At 33.6% G+C, this 17,547-nt stretch carries 16 protein-coding genes and 1 tRNA gene; 5 read left to right on the plus strand and 12 right to left on the minus strand.

Translation table 11 applies throughout. From position 1 onward, the window contains the following. Positions 1 to 104 precede the first annotated feature (104 nt). Entirely contained in the window at positions 105 to 1,256 is a 1,152-nt protein-coding gene (locus CELLY_RS08830; RefSeq protein ID WP_013621330.1) for a histidine decarboxylase, read from the minus strand. A 161-nt stretch (positions 1,257 to 1,417) separates the two neighbouring features. On the opposite strand from CELLY_RS08830, the gene CELLY_RS08835 reads away from it, so the two are divergent. Next, positions 1,418 to 1,870, plus strand: coding sequence for an Lrp/AsnC family transcriptional regulator (locus tag CELLY_RS08835; protein WP_013621331.1), 453 nt, complete (start codon positions 1,418 to 1,420; stop codon positions 1,868 to 1,870). On the opposite strand, the gene mgtE is transcribed toward CELLY_RS08835, so the two are convergent. From mgtE to CELLY_RS08870, 7 genes are all read right to left on the minus strand, one after another. Continuing rightward, positions 1,865 to 3,211: a magnesium transporter gene (gene mgtE, locus CELLY_RS08840; RefSeq protein ID WP_013621332.1), complete on the minus strand. Its 1,347-nt coding sequence runs from the start codon at positions 3,209 to 3,211 to the stop codon at positions 1,865 to 1,867. The genes CELLY_RS08835 and mgtE overlap by 6 nt on opposite strands. After that, complete coding sequence (gene rsmA / locus CELLY_RS08845) at positions 3,198 to 4,058, minus strand: 16S rRNA (adenine(1518)-N(6)/adenine(1519)-N(6))-dimethyltransferase RsmA (RefSeq protein ID WP_013621333.1); 861 nt, start codon at positions 4,056 to 4,058, stop codon at positions 3,198 to 3,200. Before rsmA ends, mgtE begins: the two co-directional genes overlap by 14 nt. Before the next feature lie 48 nt (positions 4,059 to 4,106). Beyond that, entirely contained in the window at positions 4,107 to 4,439 is a 333-nt protein-coding gene (locus tag CELLY_RS08850) for a DUF4286 family protein (RefSeq protein WP_013621334.1), read from the minus strand. 51 nt (positions 4,440 to 4,490) lie between these two features. Continuing rightward, on the minus strand, positions 4,491 to 6,278 hold the full coding sequence (locus CELLY_RS08855; protein ID WP_013621335.1) for a tetratricopeptide repeat protein: 1,788 nt from the start codon (positions 6,276 to 6,278) through the stop codon (positions 4,491 to 4,493). Between the two features lie 56 nt (positions 6,279 to 6,334). After that, positions 6,335 to 7,606 (minus strand): serine--tRNA ligase, encoded by a 1,272-nt coding sequence (gene serS, locus CELLY_RS08860; protein ID WP_013621336.1) that lies wholly within the window; start codon positions 7,604 to 7,606, stop codon positions 6,335 to 6,337. 88 nt (positions 7,607 to 7,694) lie between these two features. Continuing rightward, on the minus strand, positions 7,695 to 9,005 hold the full coding sequence (locus CELLY_RS08865) for an HTTM domain-containing protein (RefSeq protein WP_013621337.1): 1,311 nt from the start codon (positions 9,003 to 9,005) through the stop codon (positions 7,695 to 7,697). Beyond that, positions 9,002 to 9,931 (minus strand): bifunctional riboflavin kinase/FAD synthetase, encoded by a 930-nt coding sequence (locus CELLY_RS08870; protein WP_013621338.1) that lies wholly within the window; start codon positions 9,929 to 9,931, stop codon positions 9,002 to 9,004. Before CELLY_RS08870 ends, CELLY_RS08865 begins: the two co-directional genes overlap by 4 nt. Before the next feature lie 48 nt (positions 9,932 to 9,979). Between CELLY_RS08870 and CELLY_RS17225 the strand changes: the two genes are divergently transcribed. Genes CELLY_RS17225 through CELLY_RS08880 form a run of 3 tightly spaced genes read left to right on the plus strand, consistent with a single transcriptional unit; the run spans position 9,980 to position 14,427 of the window. Further along, entirely contained in the window at positions 9,980 to 11,626 is a 1,647-nt protein-coding gene (locus CELLY_RS17225) for a reprolysin-like metallopeptidase (protein ID WP_244846992.1), read from the plus strand. 30 nt (positions 11,627 to 11,656) lie between these two features. Beyond that, entirely contained in the window at positions 11,657 to 13,750 is a 2,094-nt protein-coding gene (locus CELLY_RS17230) for a proprotein convertase P-domain-containing protein (protein ID WP_244846994.1), read from the plus strand. Continuing rightward, entirely contained in the window at positions 13,747 to 14,427 is a 681-nt protein-coding gene (locus tag CELLY_RS08880) for a hypothetical protein (protein WP_038505809.1), read from the plus strand. The genes CELLY_RS17230 and CELLY_RS08880 overlap by 4 nt, the downstream gene beginning before the upstream one ends. Here CELLY_RS08880 and pth read toward each other — a convergent pair whose 3' ends face one another. The 3 genes from pth to CELLY_RS08895 form a co-directional block, all read right to left on the minus strand. Then, positions 14,428 to 15,063 (minus strand): aminoacyl-tRNA hydrolase, encoded by a 636-nt coding sequence (pth, locus tag CELLY_RS08885; RefSeq protein ID WP_034646620.1) that lies wholly within the window; start codon positions 15,061 to 15,063, stop codon positions 14,428 to 14,430. It abuts the gene before it with no gap. An 86-nt stretch (positions 15,064 to 15,149) separates the two neighbouring features. Continuing rightward, complete coding sequence (locus CELLY_RS08890; protein ID WP_013621341.1) at positions 15,150 to 15,761, minus strand: 50S ribosomal protein L25/general stress protein Ctc; 612 nt, start codon at positions 15,759 to 15,761, stop codon at positions 15,150 to 15,152. 45 nt (positions 15,762 to 15,806) lie between these two features. Then, positions 15,807 to 16,748 carry a ribose-phosphate pyrophosphokinase gene (locus tag CELLY_RS08895; protein ID WP_013621342.1) on the minus strand — a complete coding sequence of 314 codons (942 nt, stop codon included), beginning with the start codon at positions 16,746 to 16,748 and terminating at the stop codon, positions 15,807 to 15,809. A gap of 163 nt (positions 16,749 to 16,911) precedes the next feature. Between CELLY_RS08895 and CELLY_RS08900 the strand changes: the two genes are divergently transcribed. After that, positions 16,912 to 16,991: transfer RNA gene (locus CELLY_RS08900), tRNA-Leu, on the plus strand. A 49-nt stretch (positions 16,992 to 17,040) separates the two neighbouring features. On the opposite strand, the gene CELLY_RS08905 is transcribed toward CELLY_RS08900, so the two are convergent. Further along, the gene (locus CELLY_RS08905) at positions 17,041 to 17,529 is read right to left on the minus strand and encodes a hypothetical protein (RefSeq protein ID WP_013621343.1); all 489 of its coding nucleotides are present in this window, start codon (positions 17,527 to 17,529) and stop codon (positions 17,041 to 17,043) included. Positions 17,530 to 17,547: the final 18 nt, after the last annotated feature.

Genomic DNA, 17,547 nt, shown 5'->3' on the forward strand with positions numbered 1-17,547 from the left:
ATGTAGTTGCTTTGTAGTTCTATAAAGATAACTATTTGACATTAAAAAAAGCCAATGGAAATTGTATCCATTGACTTTTTGGGTTCTAAACTAGTAGTGTTAATCTAAAAATCTAGCTCAAATTCTTCTTCTTCAATAGTACTGGCTTGTGACATATCATAAATAAACTCGTCTATTTGTGCTTTTGTAACATTGGGCATACATATAACGTGGGCAACATTACCCTCTGTGGCTAATTGCCATTTTTGTTTTACTTCTAGTGCTGTTTTAGGTAAAACAACAGTAATAGCGTTTGGATTTCGCCAAGCATTTACACCAATTTCTTTTAACCTATTTTCACAATAAACAGCTGTTTCTAAACTTTTTTGGTAACGTGCTCTTAAGCCATCTACACCTAATTTTTTAAGTGCATACCATAAAAATAACGGACTATGACCATTTCTAGATCCTGTAATTGTAGTGTCTAAAGAGCCAATATAAGAGATGCCTTTTGCTATACGATCTCTGTTACTGCGCTTTGTTATTATAACACCAGATGGTATTGGCGAGCCTATAAATTTATGTCCGCTTATAGATATACTATCTGCACCGTCTTTAAAGTCAAACGGTATACGTGGCTCCATAAATGCACCGTATGTGCCAGATAATGCAGCATCACAATGTATATAATGGTCTTGTATAGCTAAGTTTTTTAAAATGCCTTTTATTTTAGAAACATCGTCTTTAGCTTCCTTCATTGTAGTGCCAAAAGTGGTAAGTACAATTGCTGGTTTATGACGATTCATTCTTACCGTATTTTCAAAATCTTCATAATCTATTTCTCCGTTTTCTTGAGAACGAATAATGATGCTAGGAATATTTAATAAATGAATATTTTTACGCACACTATAATGTGTAGATTCTGAGTAATACACCATTCCTTTTGGATATAATTCTCTTGCTAAATACAAACCATATAAGTTACTTTCAGAGCCACCATTGGTTATATAGCCCCAATAATCTGTTGGTTGTGCTCTAAATAGTTTAGCAAAAAATGCAACAACTTCCTTTTCCATTTCGTGGGTTTGTACCTTATACGTGCCATCTTCAAACGGATCTCCTAAGTTGTTTATTGGGTATTGTAAAAAACTACTAAGCTCAGCGTAATTAAAATCTTTAGATACAGGGTAACCTAAAAATGAATCCCTGGCTTGTTCTATATTTTCTTTTAATTTATGAAGACGTTCTGTGTCTTTTACTGATATATTTTTATACATAGTAGTAGCGTAGGTTTTAATGCTGTAAAATTAGTATTTTCAGGCAAAGTGTCTTTAATTTGTTGTTAGTTTGATAAATTATACTGCATATGTGGTTATTTTCAATAGTATTATTCTAATTTTGATTAAATTTTATCGGCTTAACAAAAAAATATACTGGTATGGATGCTGTAGACAAAAAAATACTAATGTTATTGCAACAAAATGCAAAACAGAACACTAAAGAAATTGCAGATAAAATAGGACTAACAGTATCTCCTACCTTTGAGCGTATAAAAAAGTTAGAGCAGCAAAATTATATTAAGGGTTATGTTGCCCTGCTTAATGAAGAAAAAATAAATAAAGCCATAAAAGTGTATTGCCATATTACACTAGCAACACACTCTAGAGAGTTAATAGATAATTTTAAAAATAATGTGGCCCATTTGCCAGAAATTATGAGCTGCCAACACTTGTCTGGTAATTATGATTTTTTACTAAAAGTTGCTGTTAGTGATATGACGCAGTACCAACAATTTGTATTAGATAAATTATCTGTAATTAAGGGTATATCTAACGTGCAAAGTTCTTTTGTGTTAGAAGAAATTAAGAATGATACAGCTTATGTTTTATAAGAACATTTTAGCTATTGAAAAATAGATTATAATACCAAAAATATCGTTACTGGTTGTAATAAATGGTCCTGTAGCAATGGCAGGGTCTATACCTCTTTTGTGTAAAAAAATAGGTACAAACGTACCAATAATACCAGCAACAATAATAACTGCTATTAATGATATAGATATGGCAAATGCCATTTTAACATCGCCCTCCATAAGCCAAGCAAAACAAAAAAGTATAATGGCTAGTATAGTGCCATTAAGTGCAGATAAAAGTATTTCTTTTATAAGCCTATTTACCATACTGCCTTTTAAATCATCGTTGGCAATACCTTGCACAACAATTGCACTAGATTGCACACCTACATTACCAGCCATAGCGGCAATTAAGGGTGTAAATAATAGTAGCGAAATATGGCCATTTATAACACCTTCAAAAGTACCCATAATAGTGGCAGAACCTACACCTCCAAAAAGGCCTAATATTAACCAAGGTAAACGTGCTTTTGTTAAGTCTAATATGCTATCATCTGCTTCTACATCTTGAGATATACCTGCAGCCATCTGATAATCTTTATCTGCTTCTTCTTTAATTACGTCTACAATATCATCAATAGTAATTCTTCCAACTAGCCTGCCAATTTCATCAACAACAGGTATAGCTTCAAGGTCATACCTAGACATTATTTTTGCAATTTCCTCTGGTTTTTCGTTTACAGAAACAGAGTCTACTTTTGGGATATACACATCTTTAATGTGTGTTTTTGTAGATGTGGTAAGTAAATCTTTTAATGATAACCTTCCTTTGAGTTTTTCTTCATCATCTACTACATAAATAGAGTGTACTCTAGTAACATTTTCTGCTTGTGCACGCATTTCTTTTACACAAGTAAGCACGTTCCAGTTTACATTTACTTTTACAAGCTCTTTTGCCATTAATCCACCTGCAGAATACTCATCATATCGTAAAAGATCTACAATGTCTTTTGCATGTTCCCTGTCTTCTAGTTCAGATATTACCTCTTGTACAATGTTTTGTGGTAACTCTGCAACAATATCTGCGGCATCATCTGTATCTAGTTCATTAAGCTCATCTGCAATTTCCTTGGTAGATAAGTTTCCTAAAATAGATTCTCTTACATCTTCATCTAGCTCCGTTAAAATATCAGAGGTTTTATCACTCTCTAATAATTTAATTATATAAGTAGCCTCATCAGTATTAAGCTCATTAACTATTTCGGCAATATCTGCATAGTGTATTTCCTCTAAAAGAAGCTGAATATCTGCGTCTTTTTGATTGGAAATTAATGTTTCTATATGCTGTAAAAATTCGTCTGTTAATTTAAACGGTGTCATTGGCTATCTTTTTTGTAAGTGCTACAAAATCCTCAACGGCTAATTGTTCTGGACGTTTGCCAAAGATAGGGTCTTCTTTTAAATTATCAGAAAGTTCAAAGGTTTTTAAGCTGTTTCTAATGGTTTTTCTACGCTGATTAAAAACTGCTTTTACAACACGGTACAGTAATTTTTCATCTACACCAATGTCTAAATTTTCTTTACGTGTTAGTCTTAGTACGCCAGAATCTACCTTTGGTGGCGGATTAAAAACAGTTGGCGGTACTGTAAATAAATATTCTGCGTGGTAGTAAGCTTGAGTTAATACAGATAAAATACCGTATGCTTTGCTGCCCTCTTTAGAGCAAATGCGCTCTGCAACTTCTTTTTGGAACATTCCTGTAAACTCTGGTATTTGCTGTTTATGCTCTAATGTTTTAAATACAATTTGTGTAGATATGTTATACGGGAAGTTGCCACTTATTGCAAATTGTTCGTCGCCAAAAATGGTAGTTAAATCTTGTTTTAAAAAATCTGCCTCCACAACTTTAAATGTACCTTTTCGGTTAAGTAGTTCTGGGTGTTCTAGTAAAAAATTCTGATTTAAATATGCTATAGATTCAGTATCTAAATCCATAGCTATTAAATTTAAATCATGTTTTAAAATGTACTTGGTAAGTACACCAGTACCCGGACCAATTTCTATAACATTAGTATACCCATTATGAGTTAGTGTTTCTGCAATTTGTTGGGCAATAGCTTCATCTGTCAAAAAATGCTGGCCAAGGTGTTTTTTAGCCTTAACTGGACTATCATTTTTACGTTGGGCCTTGTTTTTCTTGAAAAATTCTTTCTTTTTTTTAGACATAATTATGTAGCTAATTGTTTAAAACTTTGTTTTTTGCAAAAGGTAGTTTTATTTTTTTGCAGGAGTTAATACTGCTTCTCCAATAACTTCTAACTCTGTTCTAAAAGCTACAAACTTGCCAGCAAAAAGCTTGTTTGCTTCCTGGCGTAGTTTATCTGCATCATCTTTATAATAAACGTCTAAAGTTTCTTTGTTTGGTGTGCTGTATTGTACAGAGTATGTTACACCTCCCATTTCTTCTTCTATAATAACCTTACACATTTTTGCGCCAGTAAATTTACCAGTTGCTAACATATCTGGTATGTGTGTTTCTTTCATCCAAGACAACCACTTATCGTGCACTTCTTCCTCTACATTAATGGTTACGTTGTATATATACATAGTCTTTTTTTTAGTGTAATGTTTATTTTTGTACAGTTTGCAAAGCTATAACTAATTTATAGCGTCTCCTCTAAGTTTTCTAAACTCTTTTCTGGCTAAAGGAAAAAAATAGCTGTCTTGGTAGCCGTATATTATTTTCTCGTAATGGTATTTAGCTTCTTCTGGTTTGTACAGTATTGTACGGTACAACTCGCCTAAGGCATAGTGTGCATCGTCTGCTAAAATTCCTGATTTATAAAACTCTATAATTTTTAGGTAATTAAGCTCTGCTTTCTCGTACTCTTGTTGTTTTATAAGAAGTTCTGCTTGTTTTAGCAGAGCTTCGTCTTCAATTTTTTCTCCTTTGTGATTTTCTAAAATATCATCTAAAGCTGCTATTGCTTCTGTGGTTTTATTTTGATAGGCTAATAAATCTGCAGTAGCATATTTTTTTAAGGCTGTTTGGGTAGAGTCCTGCAAGCTGTTGTCAGAAATTAAAAGGCTAAGTTGCATAGCATCATTTGCAATAAGTTGAGATGTAGAACTGCGTAACACTTTTAATTGTGCTAAAGCCCAGTCAAAATCTCCTTTGTAAAAACTAGCTTTTGCAACCTTAAAACGCGCGTTTTGAGCTAAAACATCATTTTTTAGGTTTTTTTGTATTTGTGTGTAATAAATTAAGGCCTCATTAAACCTCTTGTTGTATACCAAAATATCTGCTAAAGCCATTTTTATTTTAGCTTCTTCATACCTGTTAAGCTGTAGTTCTAGTGTTTTTTTTAATACAAATGTAGCTTCTTCTGTTTCATCTTTTTTAAAAGCTAAAAAGTTAGCGTACCTAAGCTGTAACATTATACTGTGTGGTTTGTAACCATAAGTTTCTAGCAATACAGCAAATGCTTTTTGTGTAGCATCTGTATTTTTGTTGTTAGACAAGTCTAAGTCTAATGCTATCCTTTGCAATTCTGCATATAATTTTACATTATCTACCCTAGGGCTGTTAACTACAATGTAATTATAAATTTCTTGTGCAGTTTCTTTTTCGTTTTCATCAACACAAATATTAGCTAATGTTTGTAATCTTCTTAAGCTGTTGTCTTGTGAGCGTTTGTAAATTGCTTTTTCTTGACTAAAAGCACTGTAAAATTGTTTTTGCTGTATAAAAAGCCAACTTAGCATTTCATTCCAAATAATATCCGGACTTCTTTGTGCGTTTTTAAGAATAAGTTTTTTTAGTATTGTGTTGTTTCTGTTATCAGAATCTGTGGTAATAAAATCGTCTAAATTACGTATTACCGAAGACATTCTATTAGGATCTTTAGCAACTATATTTAGTAGACTGGTAAACATTTTCTCTACATTACCTTGTTCCCCATAAATACGTGCTAACTGAAAATTAAAATCTAAAGCCGGGTTTAATTCCATTGCTTTGTTGTATGTTTTTGCGGCATACTCTAAAAGTGAGTAGTTTTGGAATTTATATGCTAAGCCGTATCCGTTTCTTGGGTTTTCTTCTACTTTAGAGTAAGCCAAGTCATAATATTTTTTGGCCTCTTCATTATTGCCTTGTAAGGTATAATTGTGTCCTAAGTCTATATAATAAACAGGTATTGGGTTGGGCGAATCTAAGTTTTTTTTAATTTGTTTTTCGGCATCAGAATAACGCTCTAACTGTTGGTAACAACTAATTAAAAACGTTTGGTAGTCAGATCTTCTTGGGTTTTCTTTTACTAATCTCTCGTAAAAAACTACTGCCTTGTCAAAATCACCATCATCATAATACTGTTTAGCTAAAAAGCTGTTTTGCCCAACGGAAAGTTGCGCAAAACAGCAGGCTAGTATAAGTATAAATATTCTCAAGAAATCTATTTTTTAGTAAAGATACCAAGAATATAAGAAGTTCTTGTTAAAGAACCTTAATCTATCATGTCAAAACCACAATAAGGCACAAGAACATCTGGTATTTTAATGCCTTTTTCTGTTTGGTAATTTTCTAAAATCCCGGCTAAAACACGTGGTAAAGCTAAAGAACTTCCGTTTAAAGTATGTGCAAATTGGCTTTTGCCGTTTTCATCTTTAAAACGTAGTTTAAGTCTGTTAGCTTGGTATGCTTCAAAGTTAGACGCAGAGCTAATCTCTAACCAACGGTCTTGTGCTGTAGAAAACACTTCAAAATCAAACGTAAGAGCAGATGTAAAACCAAGGTCTCCGCCACAAAGGCGTAACAATCTGTATGGTAATTTTAATTCTCTTAAAATATCTTTTATATGTTCTACCATACCATCTAAAGCAGCATACGAATTGTCTGGGTGCTCTACGCGTACAAGTTCTACTTTATCAAACTGGTGCAATCTATTTAAGCCACGCACGTGCGCACCATAGCTACCAGCTTCTCTCCTAAAACAAGGTGTATAACCTGTGTATGTAATAGGAAAATCTTTTTGGTTAACAATAGTGTTTCTAAAAATGTTAGTTACAGGTACTTCTGCAGTTGGTATTAAGTATAAATCATCTGCAGTAACGTGGTACATTTGTCCTTCTTTGTCCGGTAACTGACCTGTTCCGTAACCAGAAGTTTCATTTACCAAATGCGGAACTTGAATTTCTTGGTAACCAGCGGCTGTATTTTTGTCTAAAAAGTAAGCAATAAGTGCACGTTGTAATCTAGCACCTTTTCCTTTATAAACAGGAAAACCAGCACCAGCAATTTTAACACCAAGTTCAAAATCTATAATGTCATATTTTTTAGCTAGTTCCCAGTGTGGTAAAGCACCTTCTATTAATTCAGGAATATCTCCTTCTCTAAAAATTTCCTCATTATCTTCATCTGTGTTTCCTGCAGGTACACTAGGGTGTGGTACATTAGGAATTTGGTACAGTAAACTTTGTAATTCCTCAGCAACCGTATTTAATTCTTCTTGGTATGTTTTAGACTCTTCTTTTAAAACAACGGTGCGCTCTTTTAAAACTGTTGCTTCAGATGCTTTTCCGGACTTAAAAAGCATACCAATTTCTTTAGATAACTTATTACTCTCTGCAAGTGTGTTATCTAATTTGGTTTGTGCATCTCTACGTTTTTCATCTAATGAAAGTACGTTTTCTAACAAAGGAGCTGCATCTATATTACGCTTTTTTAGGGCGATAATAATCTCGTCTTTTTGTTCTCGGATAGCTTGAAGCTGTAGCATTTATTTAAATTTTAAAAGCAAATTTAATGGTAAAAAGGGATTGCGCAAAAGAGAATGCGTAAAAGTTGAAGAGTTTAGTGCTTGTGATTTATTTTGGACTAGGTAAAATAAAATTATTGTGCTTAAAATGATGCCATTTTTCTTGTGCTAAATCTACTTTAGGATCTATAAAAGGTTGGTATGGTTTACCATTAATGCTAACTCTAGAGTTTACGTATACAGCAATATTTTTATTTTCCTTTTTGGCTTCTTTTTTTAAATGTTGTGCAAATTGCCAAATAAAATCTGGATATGCTCCAATTTTTCTGCGTTGTTTTTTAGTAAGATAGTTGTTTAAATTAATTCGCTTTTTTTCACTTGTGTCTTTGTCTACTGTAGTAAAAGTAACACTGCCAGAACGTGAGCGTAGCATCATACGCCAACTAAGTCTATGCCCTTCTTCGGTCCATAAAACATTGTCTTTAAAAAAATGATGTCTTATGGGTAACCCCAACTGAAATAAAAAATAGATAACCCAAATACCTACAATAAGTTTTTTGTGTTTTGGCGGGACAAGTGTATGTACTTTGTATTTTTTCTCTTTTAAAAAAAAGATATCTCTAAGTTTTTGTGGCTCAAAAAAGAAAACTGTAAAAGCCAAAGCTAAGTACGGGAAAATGCCTATTTGAAAAACAATAGAGTTAAACAAGTGAAAAAAGATAGCTAAAATAAAAGCAATTTTTCGGCTAGGTTTCCATAATAATGCAGGAATAATAAGTAAATCAAACAAAATACCAAAAACAGCTACAATTTTGTGCACCCAAGCAAGTTGTAAAAACTCGCCAATTAAAAAATAGTCTGCTTTGTTTTGCATTAGCACTTTTATAAAGCCAAAGTCTAACCAGTCTGCATACAATTTGGCTACAGAAGCATATGTGTATACAATGGTTAGCTGTAGTACAATTATATATTTATAATATGCGTGCATTTTGGTAGTGCGTAGTTCTGGGTTATTTTTAGCGTCTACAGAAAGGTCTGTGTTAGCTGGAAAAAACACCATTATCCAAGAAATTAACATTAATAGGTAATAATGGTTGTTGTATGATGTTTTTTGCATTAAATACACACAGCTCCATAACAATGCAAAGGCAAGCATACTGTACCTGTATTTGTATCCTACAGAAATAAAAATACCAGTAATACCCATAATAATAAAATAGGCATACATACTAGGGCCAGTAATAATATTTAGCCACTCAAAACCAATAAAAGAAAAATTAAAAGTAGGTTCTACAAGGTTGGCCTTTACCCAGCCAGTAAGTATAGCTCCAAAGGATTCTAAACTTATAAGTATGCCAAAAAATATTCTAAATAGAATTAAGCCGGCATTGTCTATTTTTTTAAATAGGAAAGTGGTCATAGTTTAGCAATTAAACTAGTAGCAGTTTCTTGGTCTTTTGTAAGCTGAACTTTTAAATCGTTAATAGAGTCAAACTTTACTTCATCTCTAATGCGCTCTAAAATGTCTACCTGTATTTTTTTGCCGTAAAGATCATCATTAAAATTGAAGAAATTTACTTCAATGGTCTTTTCTGTTCCGTTAACAGTAGGGTTGTAGCCAATATTCATCATACCAAAAACAGTAGAATTGTTTAATTTGGCTTTAACTACGTACACACCATTTTTAGGTATTAATTTGTACTCTTCTTTTATATAAATATTTGCAGTAGGAAAATTTAATTGTCTCCCTAAGCCTTTACCTTTGGTAACAATACCGGTTAACATATAATTGTAGCCAAGGTAACTGTTGGCTTTGCTAACATCGCCTTCTGCTAATGCTTTTCTAATTTTTGTAGAACTTACAGATACGTCATCAATTTCTTGTGCGGTAATTTCCTCTACATTAAAATCAAACGTAGTGCCGTAATTTTTTAAGTCGTTAATATCTGCATTACGGTTACGCCCAAATCTATGGTCATATCCTATAATAATTTTTTTGGTATTGAGTTTATTAACTAAGATGTCACGAACAAATTCTATTGCGCTAAGCCTAGAAAATTCTTTAGAGAAAGGATGAATAATTAAAAAATCTAAGCCTAAGTTGCTTAGTATCATTTCTTTTTCTTCAATAGTGTTAAGTAATTTAATATTACTATCTTGTTGCAAAACCATTCTAGGATGCGGGAAAAAAGTAAGCACAGTACTTTCTATTTCTAATAGTTTGGCACTATTTATGAGTCTTTCTAGTATCTTTTTATGGCCAATGTGTACACCATCAAAAGTACCAATTGTAATAACTGTAGCGTGTGCTTTGTCGAATTTTGTAATGCTTTTAATTGTTATCACGAGACTAAAATAATAAAAAGACTATTTTTGAATATTAAATTGCTTTTAATGATTACAAAACTACGCCTTGTTTTTTCAATAACCATATTATTTGGTAGCTTTTACGGTTTTGCACAACAGAATTATTGGAAAACTGGTAGCTTACAACATAATTTAGCGTCTAAAACTATACAAAATATAGATGTAAATAAAGCAAAAACGTTTTATTTAGATGAATCTTCTTTTTCTGCTTCTTTACAGCCAAATATAAGTGCTAAAGGAAAAAAAGTAATGTATTTTCCTGATGCTAACGCAGAACTAAAAGCTTTTTATGTGGAAGAACATGCAATTTTTGCTCCAGGTTTGGCTGCAAAATATCCTAATATTAAGTCATACATAGGTAAAGGAGTTGTAAATCCTAACCAAAGAATACGTTTTAGTGTTTCTCACAAGGGTATACAAAGTATGATGGTTAATGCAGATAAGGAAGAAGCAACTTATATGCAGCCTACAAAGCAAAACAAAGGAGAATACGTTATATACAAAGCAAGTGCACACCAGCATAAAGATGCGTTTGTTTGTGAAACAGAATCTGTAATAGCTACAAGTAAAAAAGCGTCTGCAGCTAAGCAAATAAACGACCAAACTTTAAGAACATACAGAATAGCTATTTCTGCATCTGGTGAGTACACAGCTTATCATGGTGGTAGCGTGGCAGATGCATTGGCAGCAATAAATGCAACACTAACTAGGGTAAATCAGGTTTTTGAGACCGATTTAGGAATACATTTAGAACTAGTAGCAAATACAGATGAGGTAATTTATACAGATGCAACAACAGATCCGTACTCTGGTAGTTTAAATACGCAAGCCCAAAACACATTTTCTACAGTAATAGGTGCTGCTAATTATGATGTTGGACACCTTTTTCATCAAGGACCAAACGGCGGTAATGCAGGTACTGTTGGGTCTGTTTGTGACGACAATTGGAAAGGTAGAGCATACTCTTCTCGCAGTACACCAGAAGGAGATTTATTTGATGTAGATTTTGTTGCACATGAAATAGGGCATCAATTTGGGGCTAACCATACCTGGTCTTTTGATTCAGAAGGTACTTTGGTGCAAGCAGAACCAGCAAGTGGATCTACAATAATGGGGTATGCAGGTATTGCAGATGGCAATAATGTACAGAGCAATGGAGATGATTATTTTCATTATTATAGTATTTTTCAGATAGCAGAATATGTTAGTGGTTTAAGTTGTGGCGTAAATACTGCAATTACCAATAATCCGCCAGTTATAAGTCCTTTATCTAACTATATTATCCCTAAATCTACACCGTTTGTATTGTCTGGTGAGGCAACAGATTTAGATACAGGCGATTTGTTAACGTACTCCTGGGAACAAATAGATAACGGAGTAGTAACACGTACTAACTTTGGGCCAGAAAATCCTAGTGGAGCAAATTTTAGATCTTTAAAGCCAAGTACAGAAAAAGAGCGTTATTTTCCTAAAATAGAACGTGTAATACAGGGTAATTTAACACAAACAAACCCATCTGAGGGTTCTTCTTGGGAAACAGTTTCTGATGTAGAAAGAGATTTAAATTTTGCATTTACAGTAAGGGACAATGCAGTAGGTGGCGGACAAGTAGCCTCTGAAACTATGAATGTTAGGGTTGTTAATGCAGCTGGGCCATTTGCTGTAACATCATAAAGTTCTAATGTTGTTTACCAATCTGGCTCTGTGCAATTGGTAACTTGGGATGTTGCCGGTACTAATGCAGCGCCTGTTAATACAGAAACGGTAAATATATATTTGTCTATAGATTCTGGTTTGTCTTTCCCTACCTTATTGGCAGAGAATGTAGTCAATGATGGTTCGCACATAGTGCAAATACCAAATGTGGTAACAACAACAGCTAGAATACGTGTAATGCCTACAGATAATGTGTATTACGCAATAAATTCATCTAACTTTACAATAAATACCTCAGATGTTAATTTAGAGTTTGAAAAATTAACTTATAACGTTTGTCAGCCTAGCAACGTGGTAATACCTTTTAAGTATACTGTTAATAATGGTTTTGATGAGACCTCTACGTTTAGTGTTTTTGGAGCGCCAGCAAACTTAGGTGTTTCATTTTCTGCGCCTACAGCAGATACCAATAATACAGATGTAGACCTTACTTTGTCTAACACCCAAAATGTAGCGCCAGGAACTTATGAGCTTACTGTACTTTCTAACTCGGTTTCTAACACTACAGGAGTGGTTGTTACCTTAGTAATTGGCAATACTAGTTTTGCAGATGTAGGGTTAATTTCTCCAGGTAATGGTGCAGCTGGTGTTAATATGAACGAAACATTACTGTGGGAAGAAAACGTAGCGTACTCTTCTTATGATTTAGAAATAGCTACAGATGCAGCTTTTGCAAACATAATAGAAACTAAATCTACTCCTTTTACAAGCTATAGACCTACTAATTTGTTGGCAGAAACAACATATTACTGGCGTGTTAAGCCAAAAAGTTTATGTGCCGAAGGTACTTTTGGACCTGCATATACTTTTACTACGGCTTTAGTTAGTTGTAATACTAAACAGGCTCAAGACTTACCAAAAACAATACCAACTGTAGGTACGTCTGTACTACAGTCTAAAATTACTTTTTTAGACGATTTACCAATTACAGATGTTAATGTTAGTGTAGATATTGCACATAGTTTTTTAAGCGATTTAACAATAAGTCTAATATCTCCTCAAGGAACAAGAGTGGTGTTAACTTCCAATTCTTGTGGTGATTTTCAGGATATTAATGCTGTTTTTGATGATGATAGTCCAAGTTTTGTATGTGGCAGTGGAGCTAATGCGGCAATTGAAGGTAGTGTTAGGCCGTTAGGTTCTTTGGCTTCATTAAATGGCGAATCTGTTTTAGGTGAATGGATTTTAGAAGTTAAGGATGGTGCCTCTTCTGATGGAGGGCAAATAAATAACTTTAATTTAGAAATTTGCGTAGAAGGTTTGTCTAGGCCAGATGCAGATAATGATGGTGTTTTTGATGATGGAGATGATGCTTGCTTAGGAACACCAAATGGGGCAGAGGTAGATGTTAATGGTTGTGCCATTTATAGATTTAGACCAGATAATTTTGCAATTTCTATAGAGAGTGAAGCTTGTACCACTAGCAATGATGGAGAAATTTTTATTGATGCTGTAGAAGAAATTAATTACAGTGTAACCATAACTGGTAACGGAGTTAATATTACAGAAGCATTTACAGATACAGTAAGTTTAGACGATTTAAGTGCTGGTACGTACCAAATTTGTATATCTGGTACAGACGGTACAATTACTTATGAAGATTATTGTGTAACAGTTGTTGTTACCCAACCAGATGTGTTACAAGTATTATCTGCTGTACAGAACAAAACACTTAATTTGCAGTTAAGTGGTGCTAATTTGTACAATGTAGAGTTAAATGGAGTAACGCTACAAACTACAGATAAAACAGCTAGCTTGGCGCTTAAAAACGGTTTAAATACAGTAAAAGTGTCAACAGGTATAGAATGCCAAGGGGTGTACCAGCAGCAAATTTATATTGCAGCAAATCCGGTAATATCACCCAACCCAACACAAGGCAAGGCTGTGGCTTATTTAGGTACTTTATCTGGCTCTGTAACGGTTACTATTTACACTTTAAGCGGACAAATATTAGAGCAGAAAGAATACGCTGTTCAAGACGGAAAAATAAATTTAGATGTATCTGCCTTAGCAAAAGGGATGTATGTAGTGTTGTTTGATGGAGGAGCGGTTAAAGGTGAAACAAAATTAATTAAGAAATGAAAAAATTACTAATGCTTTTGTGTCTATTATTGGCACTGTCTTGTTCTAAAAGCTCTCCAAAGCCACCATCATCACCAGAACTTCTTTTTCCTTTAAAAAGCTCTGAGTGTACTACTGGTATTACTATAGGTACAACAAATACAAGTGAGGTAGAGTTGCAGTGGAATGCATCTGCAAGAACAGATTTGTATGAAGTTAAAATAACTAACCTAAATACTAACTTAACACAAACACTAAGTACAACAGCCATAACACAAAAGGTTGTTTTAGATAAAGGTGTAGCCTATTCTTGGTTTGTAATAGCTAAAAACGATGAGGTTTCGCAGACAACAGCCAGTGAAATTTGGAAGTTTTACAATGCTGGATCGCAAACTACATATCCGCCTTTTGCTGCGGAAATAATAGCGCCTAAATCTGGACAAACAGTGTTTAAGGATACCAATAACGATGTAGAATTAGAGTGGGTAGCAGAAGATGTAGATAATGATATAGCTAGTTACCAAGTGTATTTTGGTAGTGTTTCACCGCCTACAGATTTGTTAGCAACTAACGCACCAGATAATACAACAGTAAAAGTAGGTGTGGTAGCCAATACAGTGTATTATTGGAAAGTTGTAACTGTAGATGAAGAAGGAAACTTATCAGACTCTGGTACTTATGAGTTTAAAGTTAGGTAATTAAGTGTTGTTAAAGTGGTTCATAGTAGTTTTTATGCCTGCTAGTACAAAAGATTTTATAAGCTCAATAGAACGTTCTAAGCGTTCTGGCATTTTCTCTTGTTCTTCTTGGTTCCATTCCCCCAAAACATAATCTACCTGTCTGCCTTTTCCAAAATCGGCACCAACACCAAATCTATATCTGTTGTAAGAAGTAGTTTGTAATATGTTTTGTGTGTCTTTTAAGCCGTTATGGCCGCCATCACTACCTTTAGTTTTAACGCGTATTGTACCAAAAGGTAGGTTAATATCATCTGTAATAACCAATAAGTTTTCTAAAGGAATTTTTTCTTTCTCTAACCAATACCTAATAGCTTTTCCGCTAAGATTCATATAAGTAGATGGTTGTAAAAAAAGAATAGTGCGCCCTTTAATTTTATATGTGGTAACAGCGCCTAATTTTTGTGGTTCAAAAGTTAAAGATTCTTTTTTAGCAAAGGCATCAAGTATTTTAAACCCAATATTATGTCTTGTTTCTGTATATTCTGTGCCTATATTGCCTAGGCCAACTACTAAAAACTTTTTCATAGGATCTTTTTCTTCTAAAAAGAACAACGGTTTTGTTCTAAAAATTGATTTTAATATTTGTGCTATCATATGTAACAAAAGCACCAAAAATACAAAAGCATCCTGAAACTTGGTAAATTCCAAGGCAGGATGCTTTAATTTGTATCTGTAAAGATTTACTCAGCAGCAGGAGCTTCAGCCTCAGCTTCTCCTTCTTCTTCTTCATCATCAGCAGCAACAACGTTACGAGATGATTTAACCTGTACAACAACTGTATTGTCTGGGTGTAAAATAGTAAAATCATCATTTACTAATGAAGATACTGCTATGTTACCACCAATTTTTAATTTATTGATATCTACATCAAAGAAATCTGGTAATTTAGCTGGTAAAGCTTTAATAGTAAGCTTTCTTTTTCTAAATAATAATCTACCACCATTTCTAACCCCTGGAGAGTTACCTACTAAACGAACAGGAATATCCATAGTTACCGCTTTATCATCAAATAATTGGTAAAAATCTATGTGTATAATTCTGTCTGATACTGGGTGAAACTGAATGTCTTGAATAACAGCATTCACTTTTTCTCCGTTTTCCAAATCTATCACAACTGTGTGCGCGTTTGGAGTGTACACTAAATCTTTGAACGCTAATTCTGGTGCTGAAAAATGTAGTGGTTGTTCTCCTCCGTATACTACGCAAGGAACCATTCCAGCATTACGTAAGGCTTTAGTTGCTTTTTTGCCCACGCTTTCTCTTTTTGATCCTGTAATTGTAATTGACTTCATTATATATATTTAATTAATGTGCGAAATTAGTGTATTAGATCTATATTACATTAAAAATTTAGAACTAATAGACGTATTGTTATGTACTCTAGTCATAACATCAGCAAATAACTCTGCAGATTCTACAACTTTAACTTTAGGACTTTGCTTTTTTAACGGAATTGAATCTGTTACAATAAGTTCTGAAAGTTTAGATTTTTCAATTTTTTCATAAGCATCACCAGATAATAAAGCGTGCGTTGTAATAGCTCTTACGCTAAGTGCACCTCTTTCCATCATAAGATCTGCTGCTTTTGTTAATGTACCTGCTGTATCTACCATATCATCTACAAGTACTACGTTTTTACCTTCTACGTTACCAATAAGCTCCATATGAGAAATTACATTTGCCTTTTCTCTTTGCTTGTAGCAGATAACAACATCACTTTCTAATGCTTTAGAATATGCATAAGCTCTTTTAGAACCTCCCATATCTGGAGAAGCAATAGTTAAATTGTCTAGTTTTAAACTTTTTAAGTACGGTAAAAATAATGTAGAGGCAAATAAATGGTCTACAGGTTTTTCAAAGAAACCTTGTATTTGGTCTGCGTGCAAGTCCATTGTAATAATCCTTGTTGCACCAGCTGTTTCTAACATTTTAGCTACTAATTTAGCAGCAATAGGTACTCTAGGTTTGTCTTTACGGTCTTGTCTTGCCCAACCAAAGTATGGCATAACAGCTGTAATGTGTCTTGCAGATGCTCTTTTAGCTGCATCTAACATTAAAAGCATTTCCATTAAGTTTTCTGAGCTTGGATTTGTAGATCCAATAATAAAAACTCTTGCGCCACGAACAGACTCTTCAAAAGAAGGCTGAAACTCGCCATCACTATATCTAGAGAATTTTACTTTTCCTAAGTCAGATCCAAATGATTTGGCAATTTTTTCAGCTAAAGCAGTACTTTGTGTACAGGCAAAAATTTTAGGTTCTGGGACTGTGTATGACATTGTTGTGTTGTTGATTTCTATGTTGGTCGTTATCAGTATTTTAAATACCTTTTTTTAAACGAGGTGCAAATTTATAAATTTATTTGTGAAGCTAAAGGATAATTGTTTTTATTTTTTGTAAAATAATTAGAAATTATTTTTACTTTTGCAGCCCGTTACAATTGCTCGAGTGGCGGAACTGGTAGACGCGCTGGATTCAAAATCCAGTTCTTCGGAGTGTGGGTTCGATTCCCACCTCGAGTACAATAAAAAAGCCTTGATAGTGATATCAAGGCTTTTTAGATTTTTAGACTTATTCTGTTATAAATATTAAAGATATTTTATAGTTGTCTTTGTCTCCACTAGCAAATACCATTCTGTTTTCTGTTAGCTCTATAAGTTGTAAGGTAAAAGAAGTACTTTTAACAAGATCTTCAGTTACTTCGCCTCTTATTATAGTTATGTATAAACGCCCTTCATCTTCATAAAAACTATATTCTGCTTCGGCAATTTCGTTATCTCCGTAGTAACAATTTTCTAATCCCGTTGCTACTTCTATAATTCCGTCTTGTTTAAAAGTGTAAATATCATCTACAAGACAATCGTTTTGTTCACTTTTTTGTTTAGAATTGTAATCAATATAATACGCTTCTAATTTCCAGGCTTTAGAGCTGTTATTGTGTAAAATGGTTAAATCTTCTGACGAGTATAGTTCTTGGCTGGCATCATCATCATCACTACTGCAAGAAACTGTAATTATTAAAATAAATAGTGATAAGATTAATAATTTAAAGTTATTCATAACATAAGATTTTTGGTT

Source organism: Cellulophaga lytica DSM 7489, from assembly GCF_000190595.1.
Lineage (GTDB): Bacteria > Bacteroidota > Bacteroidia > Flavobacteriales > Flavobacteriaceae > Cellulophaga > Cellulophaga lytica.